The 16,439-nt window shown below is 40.4% G+C and carries 15 protein-coding genes; 2 read left to right on the top strand and 13 right to left on the bottom strand.

The window, feature by feature from the left end; translation table 11 throughout:
• Positions 1-262: 262 nt before the first annotated feature.
• Genes fhuB through OCU78_RS06720 form a run of 3 tightly spaced genes read right to left on the bottom strand, consistent with a single transcriptional unit; the run spans position 263 to position 3,935 of the window.
• Positions 263-2,239 carry a Fe(3+)-hydroxamate ABC transporter permease FhuB gene (gene fhuB / locus OCU78_RS06730; protein ID WP_137372769.1) on the bottom strand — a complete coding sequence of 659 codons (1,977 nt, stop codon included), beginning with the start codon at positions 2,237-2,239 and terminating at the stop codon, positions 263-265.
• Positions 2,236-3,159, bottom strand: a complete 924-nt coding sequence (locus tag OCU78_RS06725) for an ABC transporter substrate-binding protein (protein ID WP_137372768.1) — start codon at positions 3,157-3,159, stop codon at positions 2,236-2,238. Before OCU78_RS06725 ends, fhuB begins: the two co-directional genes overlap by 4 nt.
• The gene (locus OCU78_RS06720) at positions 3,156-3,935 is read right to left on the bottom strand and encodes an ABC transporter ATP-binding protein (protein ID WP_137372767.1); all 780 of its coding nucleotides are present in this window, start codon (positions 3,933-3,935) and stop codon (positions 3,156-3,158) included. The genes OCU78_RS06725 and OCU78_RS06720 overlap by 4 nt, the downstream gene beginning before the upstream one ends.
• 430 nt (positions 3,936-4,365) lie before the next feature.
• On the opposite strand from OCU78_RS06720, the gene OCU78_RS06715 reads away from it, so the two are divergent.
• Positions 4,366-4,803, top strand: coding sequence for an acyl-CoA thioesterase (locus OCU78_RS06715; RefSeq protein WP_137372766.1), 438 nt, complete (start codon positions 4,366-4,368; stop codon positions 4,801-4,803).
• Positions 4,804-4,976: 173 nt separating this feature from the next.
• Here the strand turns inward: OCU78_RS06715 and OCU78_RS06710 are convergent, their stop codons facing one another.
• Positions 4,977-7,232 (bottom strand): peptidase U32 family protein, encoded by a 2,256-nt coding sequence (locus OCU78_RS06710; protein WP_137372765.1) that lies wholly within the window; start codon positions 7,230-7,232, stop codon positions 4,977-4,979.
• Between the two features lie 229 nt (positions 7,233-7,461).
• Between OCU78_RS06710 and OCU78_RS06705 the strand changes: the two genes are divergently transcribed.
• Positions 7,462-8,109 (top strand): glutathione S-transferase, encoded by a 648-nt coding sequence (locus OCU78_RS06705; RefSeq protein ID WP_137372813.1) that lies wholly within the window; start codon positions 7,462-7,464, stop codon positions 8,107-8,109.
• Positions 8,110-8,198: 89 nt separating this feature from the next.
• Here OCU78_RS06705 and OCU78_RS06700 read toward each other — a convergent pair whose 3' ends face one another.
• The 9 genes from OCU78_RS06700 to OCU78_RS06660 form a co-directional block, all read right to left on the bottom strand.
• Positions 8,199-8,816 (bottom strand): OmpA family protein, encoded by a 618-nt coding sequence (locus OCU78_RS06700; protein ID WP_167494002.1) that lies wholly within the window; start codon positions 8,814-8,816, stop codon positions 8,199-8,201.
• A gap of 11 nt (positions 8,817-8,827) precedes the next feature.
• On the bottom strand, positions 8,828-10,258 hold the full coding sequence (locus OCU78_RS06695; RefSeq protein WP_240701711.1) for a TadE/TadG family type IV pilus assembly protein: 1,431 nt from the start codon (positions 10,256-10,258) through the stop codon (positions 8,828-8,830).
• A 1-nt stretch (position 10,259) separates the two neighbouring features.
• Positions 10,260-10,796 carry a tight adherence pilus pseudopilin TadF gene (gene tadF / locus OCU78_RS06690; RefSeq protein ID WP_137372812.1) on the bottom strand — a complete coding sequence of 179 codons (537 nt, stop codon included), beginning with the start codon at positions 10,794-10,796 and terminating at the stop codon, positions 10,260-10,262.
• Positions 10,780-11,346, bottom strand: a complete 567-nt coding sequence (locus OCU78_RS06685) for a TadE/TadG family type IV pilus assembly protein (protein WP_137372763.1) — start codon at positions 11,344-11,346, stop codon at positions 10,780-10,782. The genes tadF and OCU78_RS06685 overlap by 17 nt, the downstream gene beginning before the upstream one ends.
• Positions 11,336-11,938, bottom strand: coding sequence for a tetratricopeptide repeat protein (locus OCU78_RS06680; protein ID WP_261856026.1), 603 nt, complete (start codon positions 11,936-11,938; stop codon positions 11,336-11,338). Before OCU78_RS06680 ends, OCU78_RS06685 begins: the two co-directional genes overlap by 11 nt.
• A 163-nt stretch (positions 11,939-12,101) precedes the next feature.
• A complete protein-coding gene (locus OCU78_RS06675) occupies positions 12,102-12,986 on the bottom strand; it encodes a type II secretion system F family protein (protein WP_137372761.1) in 885 nt (294 codons plus the stop codon).
• Positions 12,986-13,915, bottom strand: coding sequence for a type II secretion system F family protein (locus OCU78_RS06670; RefSeq protein ID WP_137372760.1), 930 nt, complete (start codon positions 13,913-13,915; stop codon positions 12,986-12,988). The genes OCU78_RS06675 and OCU78_RS06670 overlap by 1 nt, the downstream gene beginning before the upstream one ends.
• Positions 13,912-15,192, bottom strand: a complete 1,281-nt coding sequence (locus OCU78_RS06665) for a CpaF family protein (protein ID WP_137372759.1) — start codon at positions 15,190-15,192, stop codon at positions 13,912-13,914. Before OCU78_RS06665 ends, OCU78_RS06670 begins: the two co-directional genes overlap by 4 nt.
• Complete coding sequence (locus OCU78_RS06660) at positions 15,192-16,427, bottom strand: AAA family ATPase (protein WP_137372758.1); 1,236 nt, start codon at positions 16,425-16,427, stop codon at positions 15,192-15,194. Before OCU78_RS06660 ends, OCU78_RS06665 begins: the two co-directional genes overlap by 1 nt.
• Positions 16,428-16,439: the final 12 nt, after the last annotated feature.

Raw genomic sequence — 16,439 nt, 5'->3', positions numbered from 1 at the left:
GCTAGGTTAAAAATGGTCAGATGCATTAATAATAAAGAGAATTCCATCAACTGCATGTCGGCAACTGACAGAGCATACTCACAAATTGGACGCGTAGGACACACATTATTATTGTCAGCATATGTGGCTAACACGATTGTAGAGCGAACACGGTTTTGCGTACGATCTAATTAAATTAATACAAAAAGATAGCGGCTCCACCTACTTGAGCCGCCTTATCTTCTTTATCCGAGCTTTTAGTCGGAGATAAATCTAAGGCTAATTAATATCGCCTTAGTCCCCACATCAAATACATACCACCGATAATCGATGCTACTAGCCCTGCCGGAATTTCTTGAGGATATAACCACTGCCTTCCAAGCCAGTCGGAAAATAGCATTAACGCCATACCGATGAGAGATGAACAAATTAAATGCTCTCTTGCCCGGCTAAAACCTAGTAATCTAGCCATGTGTGGCGCCATCAAACCAATAAAACTTAAAGGTCCAACAACTAAAGTGGCACTCACCGTCAAACAAGCAACCAGAACCAATAGCAGCACTCGAGAGCGTGAAACATTTAACCCTAATGACTTAGCACTAGCCTGACCGAGTGGTAAAACATCTAGCCAGCGAGCACAAATAAACCCTAGAGAAACGAAGACAACAGAAGATAGCATTAAAGGAAAGAGCGTCTCTTCAGTTACGTAATAAGTAGAACCGGCTAACCATGCTAATACTTGATAACTTCTTGGATCACCTCCCGCTAATACAAAGCTTTGTACGGCATTCATTAACGCAGTGATTGCGACACCAGTCAGCAGCACTCGCTCTGGTTGGAAGCCTGACTTTTGGTTCAGTAGGACAATAATCGCTAGCGTACATACCGCACCAATCAAACCACCTGTATAAAGCCCGATGACACTGCCGCCGAAACCAGCCAAAATAGCAATAATCAAACCTAAAGCGGTTCCTGAGCTGATGCCAATCACTTCAGGGCTCGCCATCGGATTACCACTTAAGCGTTGAACGATTGTTCCCGCTACCGCTAGCATTCCCCCAGCTATTGCGGCTGCAATCAGCCGAGGTAACCGCCATTCTAGCAATGCCCAATCTTGCGTTAAAAACAGCCAACGCCACCCTTCAGTTTGTAACGAAAACAGACTGAATATAATAAGAGCAAAAACAATCAAAAGGCTTGAAAATGCCACAGTTCTTTTACTTAAACGCGGAGTCACTTCATTGTGACGAGTAAGAATTGTTTGTGTCTGAGATTGGCTTTTCATCGAGAGCTTTGGCAATAGCCATAACAATAATGGCGCCCCTAATGCAGCCGTTGCTGCACCAGTAGGAATGAACATTGCCATCAAACCCGGTAGCTGTTGAATCAGTAGATCAGTTAAGCTTAAAAGCAGCCCACCTAGTAACATTGACACTAACAGTTTAGGAACTAAACGGTGAATACCCATTAAACGAGTAAGAGCAGGGGCAGCCAAACCAATAAACCCAATAATACCAACGGCGCTCACCACCCAAGCCGTTAGCATGACAGCTAAACCTAAGCACACTACGCGTAATTTAGGTAACGAAACCCCAAGGCTTTTCGCTCCTTGTTCTGAAAGTTGTAGCAAACTTAAAGGTTTCACAAAAATAAAGGCAATCAACACTGCAATCGTTAGGCGTGGAGCGAGATATTGAACGTCTTCCCAACCACTTTGAATGAGAGACCCTGCCCCCCAAATCATTAGCCCACTGAGCTTATCTTGATTCATCATTAGCAAGACTGTACTGATAGCCCCGCAATAAAGGTTCACGACTAAGCCAGAAACAATGACCACCGTTGGAGAAAGCGCTCGCCGCCAAGACAAAACAAATACTAGCCCCATCGTAGCGACACCACCCACAAGGGCTACCAGTGAGTATGACCACTCCAATAACCAAGGCGCATAAAGTGTTGCGAGCATAAGAGAAAAACTAGAGCCGCTTGCGACACCTAAAGTTGAAGGTGATGCTAGCGGGTTTCTTAAAACTTGCTGCATCAATACACCAGCGACAGCTAGAGCCGCACCCGATAATAATGTGGTGAATAGCCTTGGCCACCACGATAAATGTAACTTTACTGATTCAGGAGAGCTAAAATCAGCTGCCCATAAACTCGATAGCTGACTTAAACCAAATTGTGAAACAGAAAGGTTTTGACCAATCAAAACTAGAGTCGAGAGAATTAAAAGTGAAAACATGCCAAGAGTTATGGTTCTCATAGTGTCCCCTCCTGTTCCATCGTTTTTCCTTGATTCAAAGCAGACGAAATGAAGTGAGCAAATCTTGTAGCTGAAGGAATGGCACCAAAGCTCCATACCGGCGGTACCTGTATAGTCGGATAACCTGATTCTTTCACTATGTATTTCCAGAACTCATTCTTTTTGAGGTGTTTTTCTGTTCCTGCTGGCATGGGTTCAATAACAACAATTTGCCCTTCCACACCGATTAATTGATCAATGCCGACTAAGCTGTATCCCCAAGTATTGGTTTCTTTTTTCCAAGCAGATTCAAGCCCAAGCTTATTGACGGACGCTTTATAAAGGCTATTTTGACCAAAGACTCGAACATGGTTGGAATCCATGAATTGAACTATGAGCAAGGGAGGAGCTCCCTTAGGTAAACTAGCAGCCAACACCCTTAGCTCTGCATCTGTTTCAGCAATAAGCTGCTCAGCTTGGTACTCTTTTTCTGCAATCTGAGCAATTTCACGAGTGATCTTCTCTAACATCGTCCAATCCACATCACCACTGCGATATAAACCTATATTTGTAACTGGAGCTATTTGGCTTAGTTGAGGCTCCAAAGCCGAGAACATCGGAGAAAGTAATATTCGGTCAGGCTTAAGTTCATGGATACGTTCAAAATTTGGCTGTGTTCTCAACCCCACATCTGGCACATTACTTGGAATTTCAGGTGATTTAACCCAAGCGTTATAATCGGACGTTTGAGCAACGGCAACGGGTGTTGCCCCCAGCGCCAGTAGAGTCTCGGTATGAGTCCAATCAATCGAAACGATTCGTGGAGGTTCTTCGCTTTCTACCGATGAAAGTTCATTGGTCAACGCTGGTGGCGTAAAAATAAGTGCGCTAATAATGAATAAACGATATAGATAAGACTTTCGAAAAGTGGTCAACATCATGCAGGCTCCAAATCACCCGGCATAGCCACAGGATAACCAGCAGAGTGCTGAGTAATGTGCATTGGAACACCATAAATCGACTGTAATTCGGACTCTTGGAAAACGTCATCCACCATACCTTCAATCAGTAATTCACCACTGTGCAGCGCGATAATATGGTCGCAAAAGCGAGCTGCCATGTTGATATCATGGATAACGATGATCACACCTAAGTTTAGAGACTCACTCAGCTTTTTAATCAATGTCAGCATTTCAACTTGGTGACCTATATCCAATGCTGATAACGGCTCATCCAGTAATAGATATTTGGTGCGCTGAGCTAAAAGCATGGCTAACCATACTCTTTGACGTTCCCCTCCAGACAAAGTATCAACCAAGCGTTCTGCATATTGAGCGGTATCAGTTAACTCCATTGCCTCTTCAACATACTGTTTATCTTGGCTTGAAAGACGCCCTAACAAGCCATGCCAAGGGTAGCGACCAAAACTCACTAAGTCTTTACCAGAAAGGCTGTCGGTTGCAGGTAAGTGTTGGGGTAAATAAGCAATGTTTTTTGCGAAATCTTTATCTGACCATTTAGCTACTGTCTTGCTTTCTAACAAAACATTTCCGGATGTCGCATCTTGCTGTTTAGCTAATAGCTTGAGTAGAGTGGATTTACCAGAGCCATTATGTCCAACCAGCGCATAAATTTTCCCTGGTTCAAAAGACACATTAAAGTTATTCAACAGTTGTTTATTTCCGACCCTAAAACCGAGTTCCTTTGCTTCTAGCATACCTTCAACCTTAAGCCACTTACCTATTTAACCACTTACCCATTAATCAACTCACCGACCGTCAATTGGTAAAATGTAAGGAAATTAATAAAACCATTAACAGAGACGCATTTATACACTTGCAATACATTAAATACAAATAACATTCATTTAGATTAACACTCAAAATCCGAACCGCTCCACCTATATATACCAATGCACTTTTATAGCCAGTAAGCCCACCAGCTCAATGAAAAACAGAGATCTATTTCATTAGTTACTTGTCTTTTTAAAATTCATTTAGATGTCGGTTGAATGTGAAAACATATTTCTCGTAAGTTCATAAATCCAACTTACGAATGTTGCACGTTTGTTAACTAGGATGTAGAGTTTTTATTCCAGAGAGGATTTATCCCAAAAGTGGATAAACGAATAATTAAGAAGGATCTTTATGAATACACTGTTAGCTGACTACCCTGTGATTACTGAAATCCCTGTCGCTTGGGGTGAAATGGACGCTCTGAATCACGTCAACAATGCCGTTTATTTTCGGTATTTCGAAACAGCACGCTTGGACTTCTTTAAACACGTCGAGCTAATGGAAGAAATGGCAGTGACCAAAATTGGTCCTGTTCTGGGGGATACCTACTGTAAATATTTTCGACCTGTCACCTATCCTGATACTTTGTTGATTGGATCAAAAATCACCGATGTTCAGGATGATCGATTTACAATGGAATACACCATTGTCAGCAGTAAACAGCAAAAGGTAACCACAGTTGGGAATGCAACTATCGTGATGTTTGACTTTGCATCAAACCAGAAAGCGTTATTGTCGATTCGCTTGCACAGTGCCATTCAAGAAATGAACGGGTTAGTGACTCAATAAAAGAAAGCTGAGTAGACAAGTGAATCGTTGAGCTCAATATTTGAATAGTTTTAAAATGGCTGGCTTTCAAAAACATAAAAAAGCACTGAATGGGGACATCCAGTGCTTTAATTATATAAGTATTCAACTTGTATGTGGCTTTCTAATATCGAGCTAAACTCAACCTTAAGACATTACAACCCTTGTACATACTGAGCATTAGTGCGAACTTCAACCATGCTTTCTAAGCTCTGCTCTGAACCTTCAACACCATTAATTAAGCCTTCGAAATGCTTAATTAACTCGACTTTATCTTGTACTTCTTTTGAGCCTGCACCAATGTTAGTCAGGTCAATAAAGAACTCATCGAATAAACCTGAGAAGTCTGACACGGCGTCATGATTCAAGAACTGCTCATGGTTATAAATACTTGGGTAACCACCTTTCTGCTTATCAACCGCAAATGAAATGCCTTTCACGTTTGTGATAGTCGTTGCTTTCTCACATTTCAGCATACAGCCAGCTTCGATACTTGGTTTATTACAACCTACCGTTCTTTGGAAGAAACACTGTCGGCTCGTCATCATCAAGATTGGGTGATAGATGCTGTAAAACAGTTTGAAGTTTTCTGGGCGGCTAATGTGGCGAATTTGACCTTTATTGATCTCATTTGAGATAAATGCACCCGCACAGTTAAGCTCTTCTTTCAGCGTCACTAATGCATGTGAATTGGTCGTATTCATGAATGGTCCTGCGACCCACTCAATTCCCATCTCGTAAGCTTTATAAGCAATACCAGTGTTGTTCGTGACGATGCGTGCCGGTTTAATTTCTTCTAAAATACGAACCGCTTCATCGTAATCTTTACCGATCAATACCGCTGGGAACCAAGGAATCAAACGAGGATTTTCAGCAAGGATATCGATGTATTTATTACAACGTTTCTTAAAGCTTTCTGGCAATTTGAAGTAAATATCGGCTTCAGTCACATCACATAAATGTAAATCTTCAACATCCGCAATAAGCATTGATAACGTTGGAGTGTCATTTACTTTAGGGTATTTAGGCAAAGCTGGAACTTCAACGTGCTTAATCACTTTAACTGAGCCATTTAAGATGAAATCAATTTCTTCTTTCAACGCAGTCACTTCTTTTAGTGGAATCGCTAAGCCCGCATCTAACTGCTCAAAGTCATAGTTGTCTAAGCTATGAATAGCACTTTTCACAGACTTAAAGCGTTTCTCTAAAAGCTCAGTAGTAATGGCTTTCTCACCGGCAGCTGAAAGAATAGATGGCGATGTCACTTCAAACGTTTCTTTATCTGAAATAACAGACACTTTAAAAGGCTGGCCAAGCTTTGCAGTAAAGGCTAACGTTAGTGAAGTTTTGCGAATATCCAAATATTGAATTTTTTCACGCATCTCTTCGCCAAGCTCGTTCTTAGAACTGTATAAGTTGTCAGTCACTTCTTGGATTTGAACCACTGAAATAGAATCAGTTTCTGATGCAGCTTTATCAACTGCATAATTGACGCTGTTGTCACGAGGGTTATCAATGAACATATCTTTCGTTAAGTTGCCCTTAAGGAAAGAGTTTGTGAAATCTCGGTTGAATACTTTATGTAGGTTCGAATCATCTTCGATCAATAGGCCGCTTTCAACGAAGCTATCAATCTGTTTACGCCATGTATCAACCACGGTGTAAACGTAGTGCGCGCCTTTAATACGTCCTTCAACTTTCAAAGAATCTACTTTTGCGTCAACCAATTCCGGTAAGTCGTAATAAGCAGAGTTATCTTTTAAGTTAAGCGGGAACTTATTACCAGCATTCGTGATTTCATATTCATCGCGACATGCTTGGCTACAACGACCACGGTTTCCTGAATTACCCACACTTACAGAGCTTGAGTAACACTGCCCCGAGAAAGCAATGCACAAAGCACCATGTACAAACACTTCCGTTAGTACATCATGATCATGTGCGACTTCTGTCAGCATTTTGATTTCAGGTAGGTTCAGCTCACGAGAAAGGTTAACGCGAGTAGCGCCAATTTTAGACAAGAACTTAATCTGACCTTCATTGTGTGTTGTAAGCTGAGTAGAAGCGTGGACATCTAGTGATGGAAAGTGCTTCTTAACTAGATCAAATAAACCCAAGTCTTGAACAATAATGCCGTCCAGTTTGGTATTCACCAGTTGGTTTAACAACTTGCTGATGCTCTTAATTTCATGCTCTAAAAGTACAACATTCAGAGTCAAAAACACTTCACAACCATATTCATGAGCAAGGCGAATTACACCGTTCAATTCATCTAATGATAAGTTGGATGCTCGGTTACGAGCGTTGAAGGTGTCTAAACCACAATAAACCGCGTTTGCTCCCGCAACGATGGCCGCTTTAATTGCTTCTACATCGCCACCAGGGGCTAATAACTCAATTTTTCTGCTCATTTGAAACCGCTCACTTGCTTAACTTATAATTTTTTTGAGCGCGTATTCTAACGACATCACCTATTCATTACCACAGATCTAGCTTTTATTGACTTGAATCACATTAATTATTTAGCAAATAGGCTTTGAAATTAAATATATAGTGAATAATTTTATCCGTAATTAGATATGCTAAAACGCAGATCTGTTTTACCACTTACTTTAATAAACCAAACCGCTAGAGGGAATGATGTCGCTACCCACTTTATACTCATTACGCCGTTGCCCATACGCGATGCGGGCAAGAATGGGATTACTGCTAGCAGAGCAATCCGTAATGCTAAGAGATATTGTTACTCGCAATAAGCCCAAGGAGTTATTAGAAGCCTCACCAAAGGGCACTGTGCCTGTGATCGTTCTAGATAATGGAGAAGTGATAGAGCAAAGCCTAGATATTATGTTATGGGCTTTATCCAATAGTGATCCGCACAATTTACTTCGTTTGGATGAGCCTTTAATAGCAAGCGAAATTATAGAATTAGTCAGTCAAAGCGATACGCATTTCATTCCACTTCTAGAACAATATAGAGCATCCGCTAGATACCATAATGATGACCTAGAGCAACGTAGAAACCTATGTGAAGAACTCATCACCGACTTAGAAAAACGCTTGAAAAAGTACGCCTATTTATTTGGTGAGATGCCTTGCCTTGCTGACTACGCATTAATGCCTTTTGTCAGTCAGTTTTCAAGAGTTGAAAAGAAGTGGTTTGTTCAGTCTCAATATTCAGGTGTTGGTCGTTGGTTGAAGAACCATTATGAAAGTGCTTTATATACAAGAATAATGAAGCAATATCCGCAGTGGGTTGAAAGCCAGCAGGAGTTTTTGTTTAAGTAACTTTCTATTTTTAAGTAACTTTCGATGAACTAACAGAGAGAAAATGATCTTAGTATTCAGTCATTTTTCTCTCTACTATAATAATTCACTTAGTTTAGAATAATCTCAACTCGTCTATTTTTAGCTTGGCCCGCCTGAGTCGTATTATTCGCTACAGGGCTGCTTTCCCCTTGAGAAGAAGCCAAAGTATTAACTTCATTTTCATCTAAAAGTGTCCCAACCGCTTGTGCTCGCTTTAGACCAAGTGTGAAATTATAATTTTCACTTCCTCTTGCATCAGTGTGACCTTCAAGTAAAAAGTCATTATCCGTGTGCTGCGCAATTCGAATGATTTTATCTAGTATGTATTTTGATTGTTTAGACAACGTAGAACTATCAAAATCAAAGTACACCCTTGCTAGCACATCCCCTTGTGAGGCGTTTTGAAGGTGTCCATTTGCGATAAGAAATTCAGAGCAATCTTTATCGACTTTAAATTGATTAGCAATCAACTCTGAAAGCTCAATGTTAGCATCATTTTCATAGGTCACGACTAGGTTCATGCTTCCCGCTTTTGGGATAACGGTAACCACCTCACCGGCTTCAACACTCACCGCTTTATCCAGTGACGGCTTCGCGCAGTAATAATTAAAAAGTTCAGAAGAAGTCGAAGCAAATGCTGTATTTGCCAGACCCAAAGCTGTGATTAGGATAAGAGTTCGTTTCATTTTCATATTTCCTACTTTAAGTGCCCTATTTCTTCTGAAATTAAATTAAGAATGATATCGAGTAATTCATCTGGATCTGCTGCGTCATAAACATTTTCGATACCAACGCAATTCGCTAAAGCTTGATTATCACTAACGGTATAGTCAAAACCAACAAACGCCATTTGGAAGTTAACGGGTCGGTTTGAATTAGTTTGTCTACTGTTTAGCTCAGCTTTTATCTCAGTACACATACCAGCATTGACCAAGCTTGCAGTTGGGGTCCCGTATCTAAATGTTCCATTCCCCACTTTGTCTAGCCCATCAGAGAGTATGACCATTAATTGCCTAGGATTTGGATCCGTCAAGTCACCGAAAAACTGAGCAGACTTGATGATTCCCTGATAGGAACCTGTCCAACCATCCGGTCTAAAGTTCTTCATGCTGTTTTTTATAGAGGTAAAGTTATCGGTGAAACTCAAGTTAAAAAATGGATAAGAATCATTGTCGTACTTATCAAAATTACAAACCATGTCTCTATTATCAGCTTGATTATTCCAAATATTATTAACAGTTACAGTCGGATCAACCGTGTTGCTATTAGTATTGGCATAATGTAATTCATCAATAAATTCAATCGTTCCACGGTTATCATATTGGTCATAACAATCGTCTTCGCAATCGTAATATGTCGAAGTGCATCTATTCCTACAATTCCAATCCCAGCTATTACAGCTGGAGTAACACTGACTATAAGTGCTGTAGCATTGGCTTCTGCACTGCTGTAACAACTGACTATCTCTGCATTCAGTAATGCCATCGGACCCTAGTTTGTCGGTATATTCAGAGTAAGGAATGATAGAAACACGATTCAACGTTAAAGCTGTGTCTTGGTATTTATCGAGTTCATCTAATACTGAATTAACAATCTCTCGTACCGCTTTATATTTCTTTTTCCCTTTCCAATTCTCATTCATGGAACCCGAATAATCGACAACAAAAGAAATGTCTATGCTATCCCCTTGGTACTTACGTGCAATACTGTCATGGCTCACATCATAAGTTTCACCAAATCCTACCAAGTCACCGTTTGTCGGTAACCAAGAATTATGTGTTGTCACAATATCAATGGCATATTCGTTATAACGAGTTCCACCGTCACAGTCCGTCTGAGAACTCGCTTTACATTCTGTTCTAACAATATTAATTGATTGAATGCTTTCTTTATCTTCTAAGTAAGCATCAATATACAAAGTAGCAAGAGCTCTGTTTTCTTGTTCATTTTCACTATTTCTAGCTGCAAGAGCCAAAGCTGATACTTCTGCTGCATCTCCTAAACGAGCTTTATTTTGTAATGCGCGGGAACCATCAATCGCTAATGTAAATAAGCCCCATACCCCTGGAATGATCAAAGCAAACAGCAATGCAGCATGCCCACTTTGCTTTCTTAAACTAGGTAACATATTAGCGCCCCATCATAATGGAAGAGGATTGTATGGTCGTGAAGTTCGCATCTAATAATTCACCAGCCCAATTATCTGTTTCATAGCAAATAGTCACACGATATAGAGACGCTCTGCGCCCCCAACTTGTGATCATCGATAGAGCATCATAATCTTGTAAAGTTTGAGCAAGTGAACACCCTCCACTTTGATTTATCGTGGTCAAAGCAGAAGTCGTGTTATCTGAAAATGTCAAAGACTCAAAGGTAGAACTCATATTTGCATTTGAATAATCGCCGGTTGTTCGCTGTAAAGACTGAGCAATTATTTGGTGTAACTCTAACGCGCTGGCATTAGTTATCTCAGAGTTATTAGGTGAATAAAGCTGTGTACGTTCTTTTAAGATATTGACGGCTGAATATGAAAGCCTATCTAATTTACCTTGCATGGAGAGTTTGATAACTAAGTCTGACGTAAAGATCATCAAGGTCGCGAATACAACGCCAAGAAGAGCAAACTCAATTGAAAAGTTGCCTTTCTGTTTAGAAATCGAATGCATCACGCTCATACTCCTGTACAACAATAACCTCACGTCTGAACATGCCCGGAACGGCAATGAACTGGCTTAACATTGGTTCAAAATCATACTCAACGGCATAAACCGCAATTGCGCTAGCTTCCGATGAACCACACTCTAATTCAGAGCTAGTGTCACTCTCACCCCGACAGTCACCAACATAATCACCTAGGTCTTGAATGCTTTTTAAATATTGGATGATAAATCGATAGTTATTACTGTCGACAAGACCTCCGTATTGAGCACTCTCCTGCGTGATTACATTTTTAAATGTTGTCATAAATTCATTGGATGAATTAGAGCTTAATCTGCCATTAGCGTCATAGCTTGGAGAAACTAATTTGGCTTGACGAGCCGCTTCAGATATAGCGACATCCGTCACTGACGATATATGCGCCATATACCCAATTTCAGCCCAAGTCATGCACATCAGAAAAAAAGCCATAAAGCCTAATGAAAATTCGATCGCCGCTACACCACGCTGTTTTTTTCTTAAAATTACTCGCGAAAATGTATTTGATTTAATATTCATAATTGGACTCTAAGGGAAGAGAATGTCCGCTTCGGATAACTTTACTGCTTGCTTCAATCGCCTTTAAAACACTGTCTAGATCTTTACGTTTGTAATGCTGCTTTAGTATTTCTTTCGCTTGGTAAGAATCACCAGATTTAACCAATGCGATGACTAGATTTGAACGGACCATTTCATCTTCAGGTTTATTTTGGTAAAGCGGGGTAAGTAAATTAACAGCTTTATCGTAATGCCCTTGCAGCATATAAACCGTAGCCAAATTATTTTTGACTGCTATATCATTATAAAAATAACGGCGAGCTTGGTTTAACGAAGCCTCTGCCGCATTAAAGTCGCCTAGCTCAGAATACAAAATACCAAGCAAATTATGCAATTCGCCATCTTTTGGTTGAAGCTCTAGTGCTTTTTTAGTCAAACTTAGCGAGCTTGATATCTTTCGCAATTGATATTTTGCTTTGGCTTTAATTTTTAATGCTGCAGTATTATTCTCCAACCCATCCACGCTTTCTAAAACAAACAGCGCCGAATCAAAATCACCCGAAGCCTGATAAACATTGGCGAGTTTAATCCGAGTTTCAACATCTTCAGCCACTTGTAATTGCTGTTTATAAAGCTCGATTAACTGATTATGATTACTGCTCTGGATCAACATGGATTCACGATTACTAGCGGTCGCTTTGTAAGGCTCAGGTTGAGGTGTACCGACTGAAGTACAACCATTAAGAAGCGATAAAACTACGAACACATATATATGCTTAAACATCAGCCATCATCCTCATAATTCCTGGGGCAACAATAATAAAAACAATTGGCATCATGATAAAAAGGATCAACGGAATAGACATTTTCGCAGCCAACTTACCAATTTTCTCTTCAACATGGAGCATGTTTACCGCTCGGATATCAGCAGCTAACGTCGTTAAAACGGAGTAGATTGAAGACCCGTATTGCAAGCTTTGTTTGAGAGTCATCACGAAACTGCGCATCTCAGGACTTGGGATCCGTAAGTACAATTCATCAAGCGACCTTTCTAATCCAACGACTCTAGAACGTTCATTAGTTTTTGCTAATAACTTAGCTAAGTTCTTATCAAAGCCCTTCATTTCATTAGCAAGGTAGCTAAGTGCCGACTCCAAAGTCATACCTGTTTGTACACATATTGCCAAGAGATCTAATAAATACGGCAATTGGCTTGAAGTATGCGCAATTAAGCGTTTTTTCATATAGGCAAGGTAGCTGTCTGGCGCTATGACACAAAAGATAAACCACACCACGCCAGCGATAAGTACTGTGTTAGTTTCCACAAAATTAAGCGTCGATAGAAAATAAAAGCTGATCGCCCCAATTAAAAATACGCCATACTTAATATGCATGTAAAAACGCTTGAACCGAAAGCCTTCTAGACCAGCATCAGCAAATTTTTTATTTATCTCTTCTTCACTTGAAGTAAATTGAGATATTAGAGAATTAAAAACATTCGTATTATTCTCTTCTAGCGGTTCATGCTTATTATCTTCATGCGTTAAAAAACTATGAAAGGTTTGCTTACGCTTGTAATTGCTAAATAGTAAATAAGCTATGATTCCAATACCAAAAGATAGAGCAATCAGAACAATAAATAGGTTCATTTGAGTTGACATCAATTCTGTGCCCCTCTCATCAACAACCAAACAATAGTCAGTCCAATAGATTCGCTTGCAATTAAGTAGTAAAGCAACGGCTTACCAGCAGGGTCGAACATAATAAATTCATAATTTTCTGGGCTAACAAATTGCAAGCCAAAAACAAATATCATAGGAATTGCGGCCACGATTTTCGCCGACATTCGAGCCTCTGACGTCATAGAGTATTTCTTTTTTTCTACGGCACGGCTGTCAAACATCAAACGGTTCAATCGACTTATTACGTCTTTTAATTGTCCTCCTCTTTGCATATTGGCACGTAAAGTAATTACAAAAAAATGAAAAGCAGGGTAAGGGAAACGACTACAAGATTTACGAAATACAGAGTCTGCGCTTTCACCTAATTGTAATCGTTCTCCCATACGCTTAAATTCTTGTCCAACTTCACCTTCTAAAGTCTTACCAACGTAAATGATGGCATGCATGATACTTTCACCAGCGCTGACCGCACTCGCTAACATGTTTAATGCATCAGGGAAAGCTTCATCAAATTGTTTTTTTTCACGTTTCTGTAGCCAACTATAGCCAAGTAATATTCCTACTACTTCACACACTAGGGTCACGTAGATAATATTGCCGCGAATCAGATAAGTATTTAGAGCAGAAGCAATAACACCCAGCACAACTAAATAAGCCACTATCTTGATAGACGCTAACTTGCCTACTTGGCGTTTCACTCTATTCAGTTTTTGCAATAATCGAACATGTAACTTTCGGTCTGACAAAGAAGCAAGATCGACCGCTTGTTGTGCCTCTTCAATAGACTCAACGCGCAATGTCTGTGCCGCTTCTTCTAAATAAAAATGACGGTTTGCCTTATTTTTATTTGGCCAATAAGCGATCATTACCGCTAAGCCACCACCAATCAATGCAAGCCAATAGATCATGCAGGAATACCGACAGAGAACGCTTCATTAAGCTGCTGTTCTAGCCCAAAGAAACGAGCCTTTTCTACTAAAACAGAACGTTGCATCAACCCTGCAGTGACATACTTACCTGTCACCTTTCCAGTATCTTGGCTCATAGAAGGTTGAAACTTAAAGATTTCCTCTAAAACAACGTTATCACCTTCTAAACCAATCACCTCGGTAATACTCATCACTTTACGACTACCGTCGTGCAAGCGACTGATCTGAATAACAATGTCTACTGCACTTACAATGGTTCTGCGTATCGCGGCTAAAGGCAAATTACTGGTCGCCATCATTACCATCGCTTCAACCCTTGCGAGCGCATCTCGTGGAGTATTAGCGTGCAGTGTCGACATGGAGCCATCATGACCTGTATTCATGGCTTGCAACATCTCAAATGCTTCAGAGCCACGGCACTCACCCACAACAATTCTATCTGGGCGCATACGAAGTGAGTTGATCACCAAATCTCGTTGGGTTATCTGACCTGAGCCTTCGATTCCAGCAGTTCTTGTTTCTAAACGAACCACATGTGGCTGAAGTAAACGCAGCTCTGCCGCATCTTCAATCGTTACGATCCGTTCTTTCTCCGAGATAAACTGGGACAATGCATTGAGCATGGTTGTTTTACCGGAACCAGTACCACCTGAAATGAGAATATTTAAACGGCAACGGGCTGCAATCATCAAAATCTTTGCCATTTCAGGGCTCATTGCACCAAAATCAACAAGTTGAGAAAAGTTAATGGATTGCTTTTTGAACTTACGAATCGAGATAGACGTCCCATCAATCGCGACGGGTGGAATAACAATATTCACACGGCTGCCATCTTCTAAACGAGCATCACAAGTAGGAGAGGATTCATCTACACGACGTCCTACTCGGCTCGCAATACGCTTGGCAATCTGCTGAAGTTGCTGCTCATCAATAAACATAGCTGCGGATTTTTCAACTAGTCCATTTCGCTCAATGAATACATTTTGGTGACCGTTGATCATAATGTCACTGATGCTTTCATCATCCATCAGTGCTTGCAGTGGACCTAAGCCATGTAACTCATCAACTAAGCTTTGAACATACTCGGCTCTTACTATCGTAGCGACAGACAAACCTAGTTTCTCAACAAGCATCTCAACGGCATTACCGAGTTGCTTAGTTAAAGCACTTTTGGAGAGTGAATTTACCGCTTCGGCGTCCAAAGCATCAAATATTTGAGATCGGATCTCGACATAAGCTTTCTGAGCGAAATCCATTACGCGCCTCGCTTAAGCAAACGATGAATGATGGATTTTTTCTGCTTTTGCTCATTCTGACCTAATAATAAATGCGTAATACGATTAACACTTCGCCCTACAGGTGAATTCATTTCATACATATGTTTCTTGTCTAAAACCATTTTTCCTAGCTTTGGATCATTTGGACACACTACATCCGCAGACTTCCCTAAATACGATTTAATGTCCACTTCGGTTATGGTCGCTGCATTCTCAGGCATCGTATAATTGAGCACAAAAACCGTTCTCGTTTTAGAAGACATAATGTCCATATGCTTCTGTACACGCTTAGCTTCACGTAGGCTAGAAACGGTAGGTTCAATCATTAGCAACAATATGTCTGAATGCTCAGAGATATAATTAAGATCTTGCTTGCAGTTTGAAGAACGAGACAAATCTTCAAGAATAAAGTTAAATTGACCTGATAGCTGATCAGACAAGGTTCTAGCGTATTCTTTCAGTTCAAGTTCATTCAATTCTTCAGATTCGATTGAAAGGACAGATAACATGCCGCTGATTTTTTTTACCATACTGCTAGCGTAAGTCGCGTCTAAACTCGCCGTAATGGAACTTCGCGTAACTGGCTTCTTTTCGTGTTTATCTAAACTCAAAAAGATATCTAGATTCCCACCTCGAAAATCGTGATCAACGATAAGGCATGAACTGTTTTTCTTTGTAGAAAGTTCATAAGCAATTTCAGCCGTCATTAAGGTGGCACCGACTCCCCCTTTCGTGCCCCAAACCGCTACTTTTTTCGCGGTTCTATCTTTACCAAGACCACTATTTCGCTTGCGGTTGCTGTCTACGTTGCGAACGAAATCGATTAATTCTTGTTTAGGAATCGGCCAAAAGACATAGTAAAAGCCCATTCCCTTGAGGTTTCGTATTGTTGAAATTGCATCTTCACTACCAATCACGATGACAGAAGCTTCATTTGGCAACAGGTGGCTTATACGCTCCATATCTTTTGATACGTTCGAACTTTGGTTGAGCTCAACAATGACAACTGAAATTTGAGAGTCACGGATATGTTGCTGGATATTTTGATCCGAATTTTCAAGCATTGAAGGAGAAACTAGCCCCTCAAATCGAAAAGCTTCTTCTACCAGATCCATACATTCCTGAGTCTGATAAAAGAGCACAGTTGTAATCAATTCTTGAGTAACAGGTTTAGCGTCACTTTTCGTTTTTAGAATATCGACTAAATCAAACATTTTAATGACCTA

It is taken from the genome of Vibrio gallaecicus (assembly GCF_024347495.1).
Lineage (GTDB): Bacteria > Pseudomonadota > Gammaproteobacteria > Enterobacterales > Vibrionaceae > Vibrio > Vibrio gallaecicus.
Note: the sequence above shows the minus strand (reverse complement) of the source record. Positions and strands in the feature narration are given on the sequence as shown.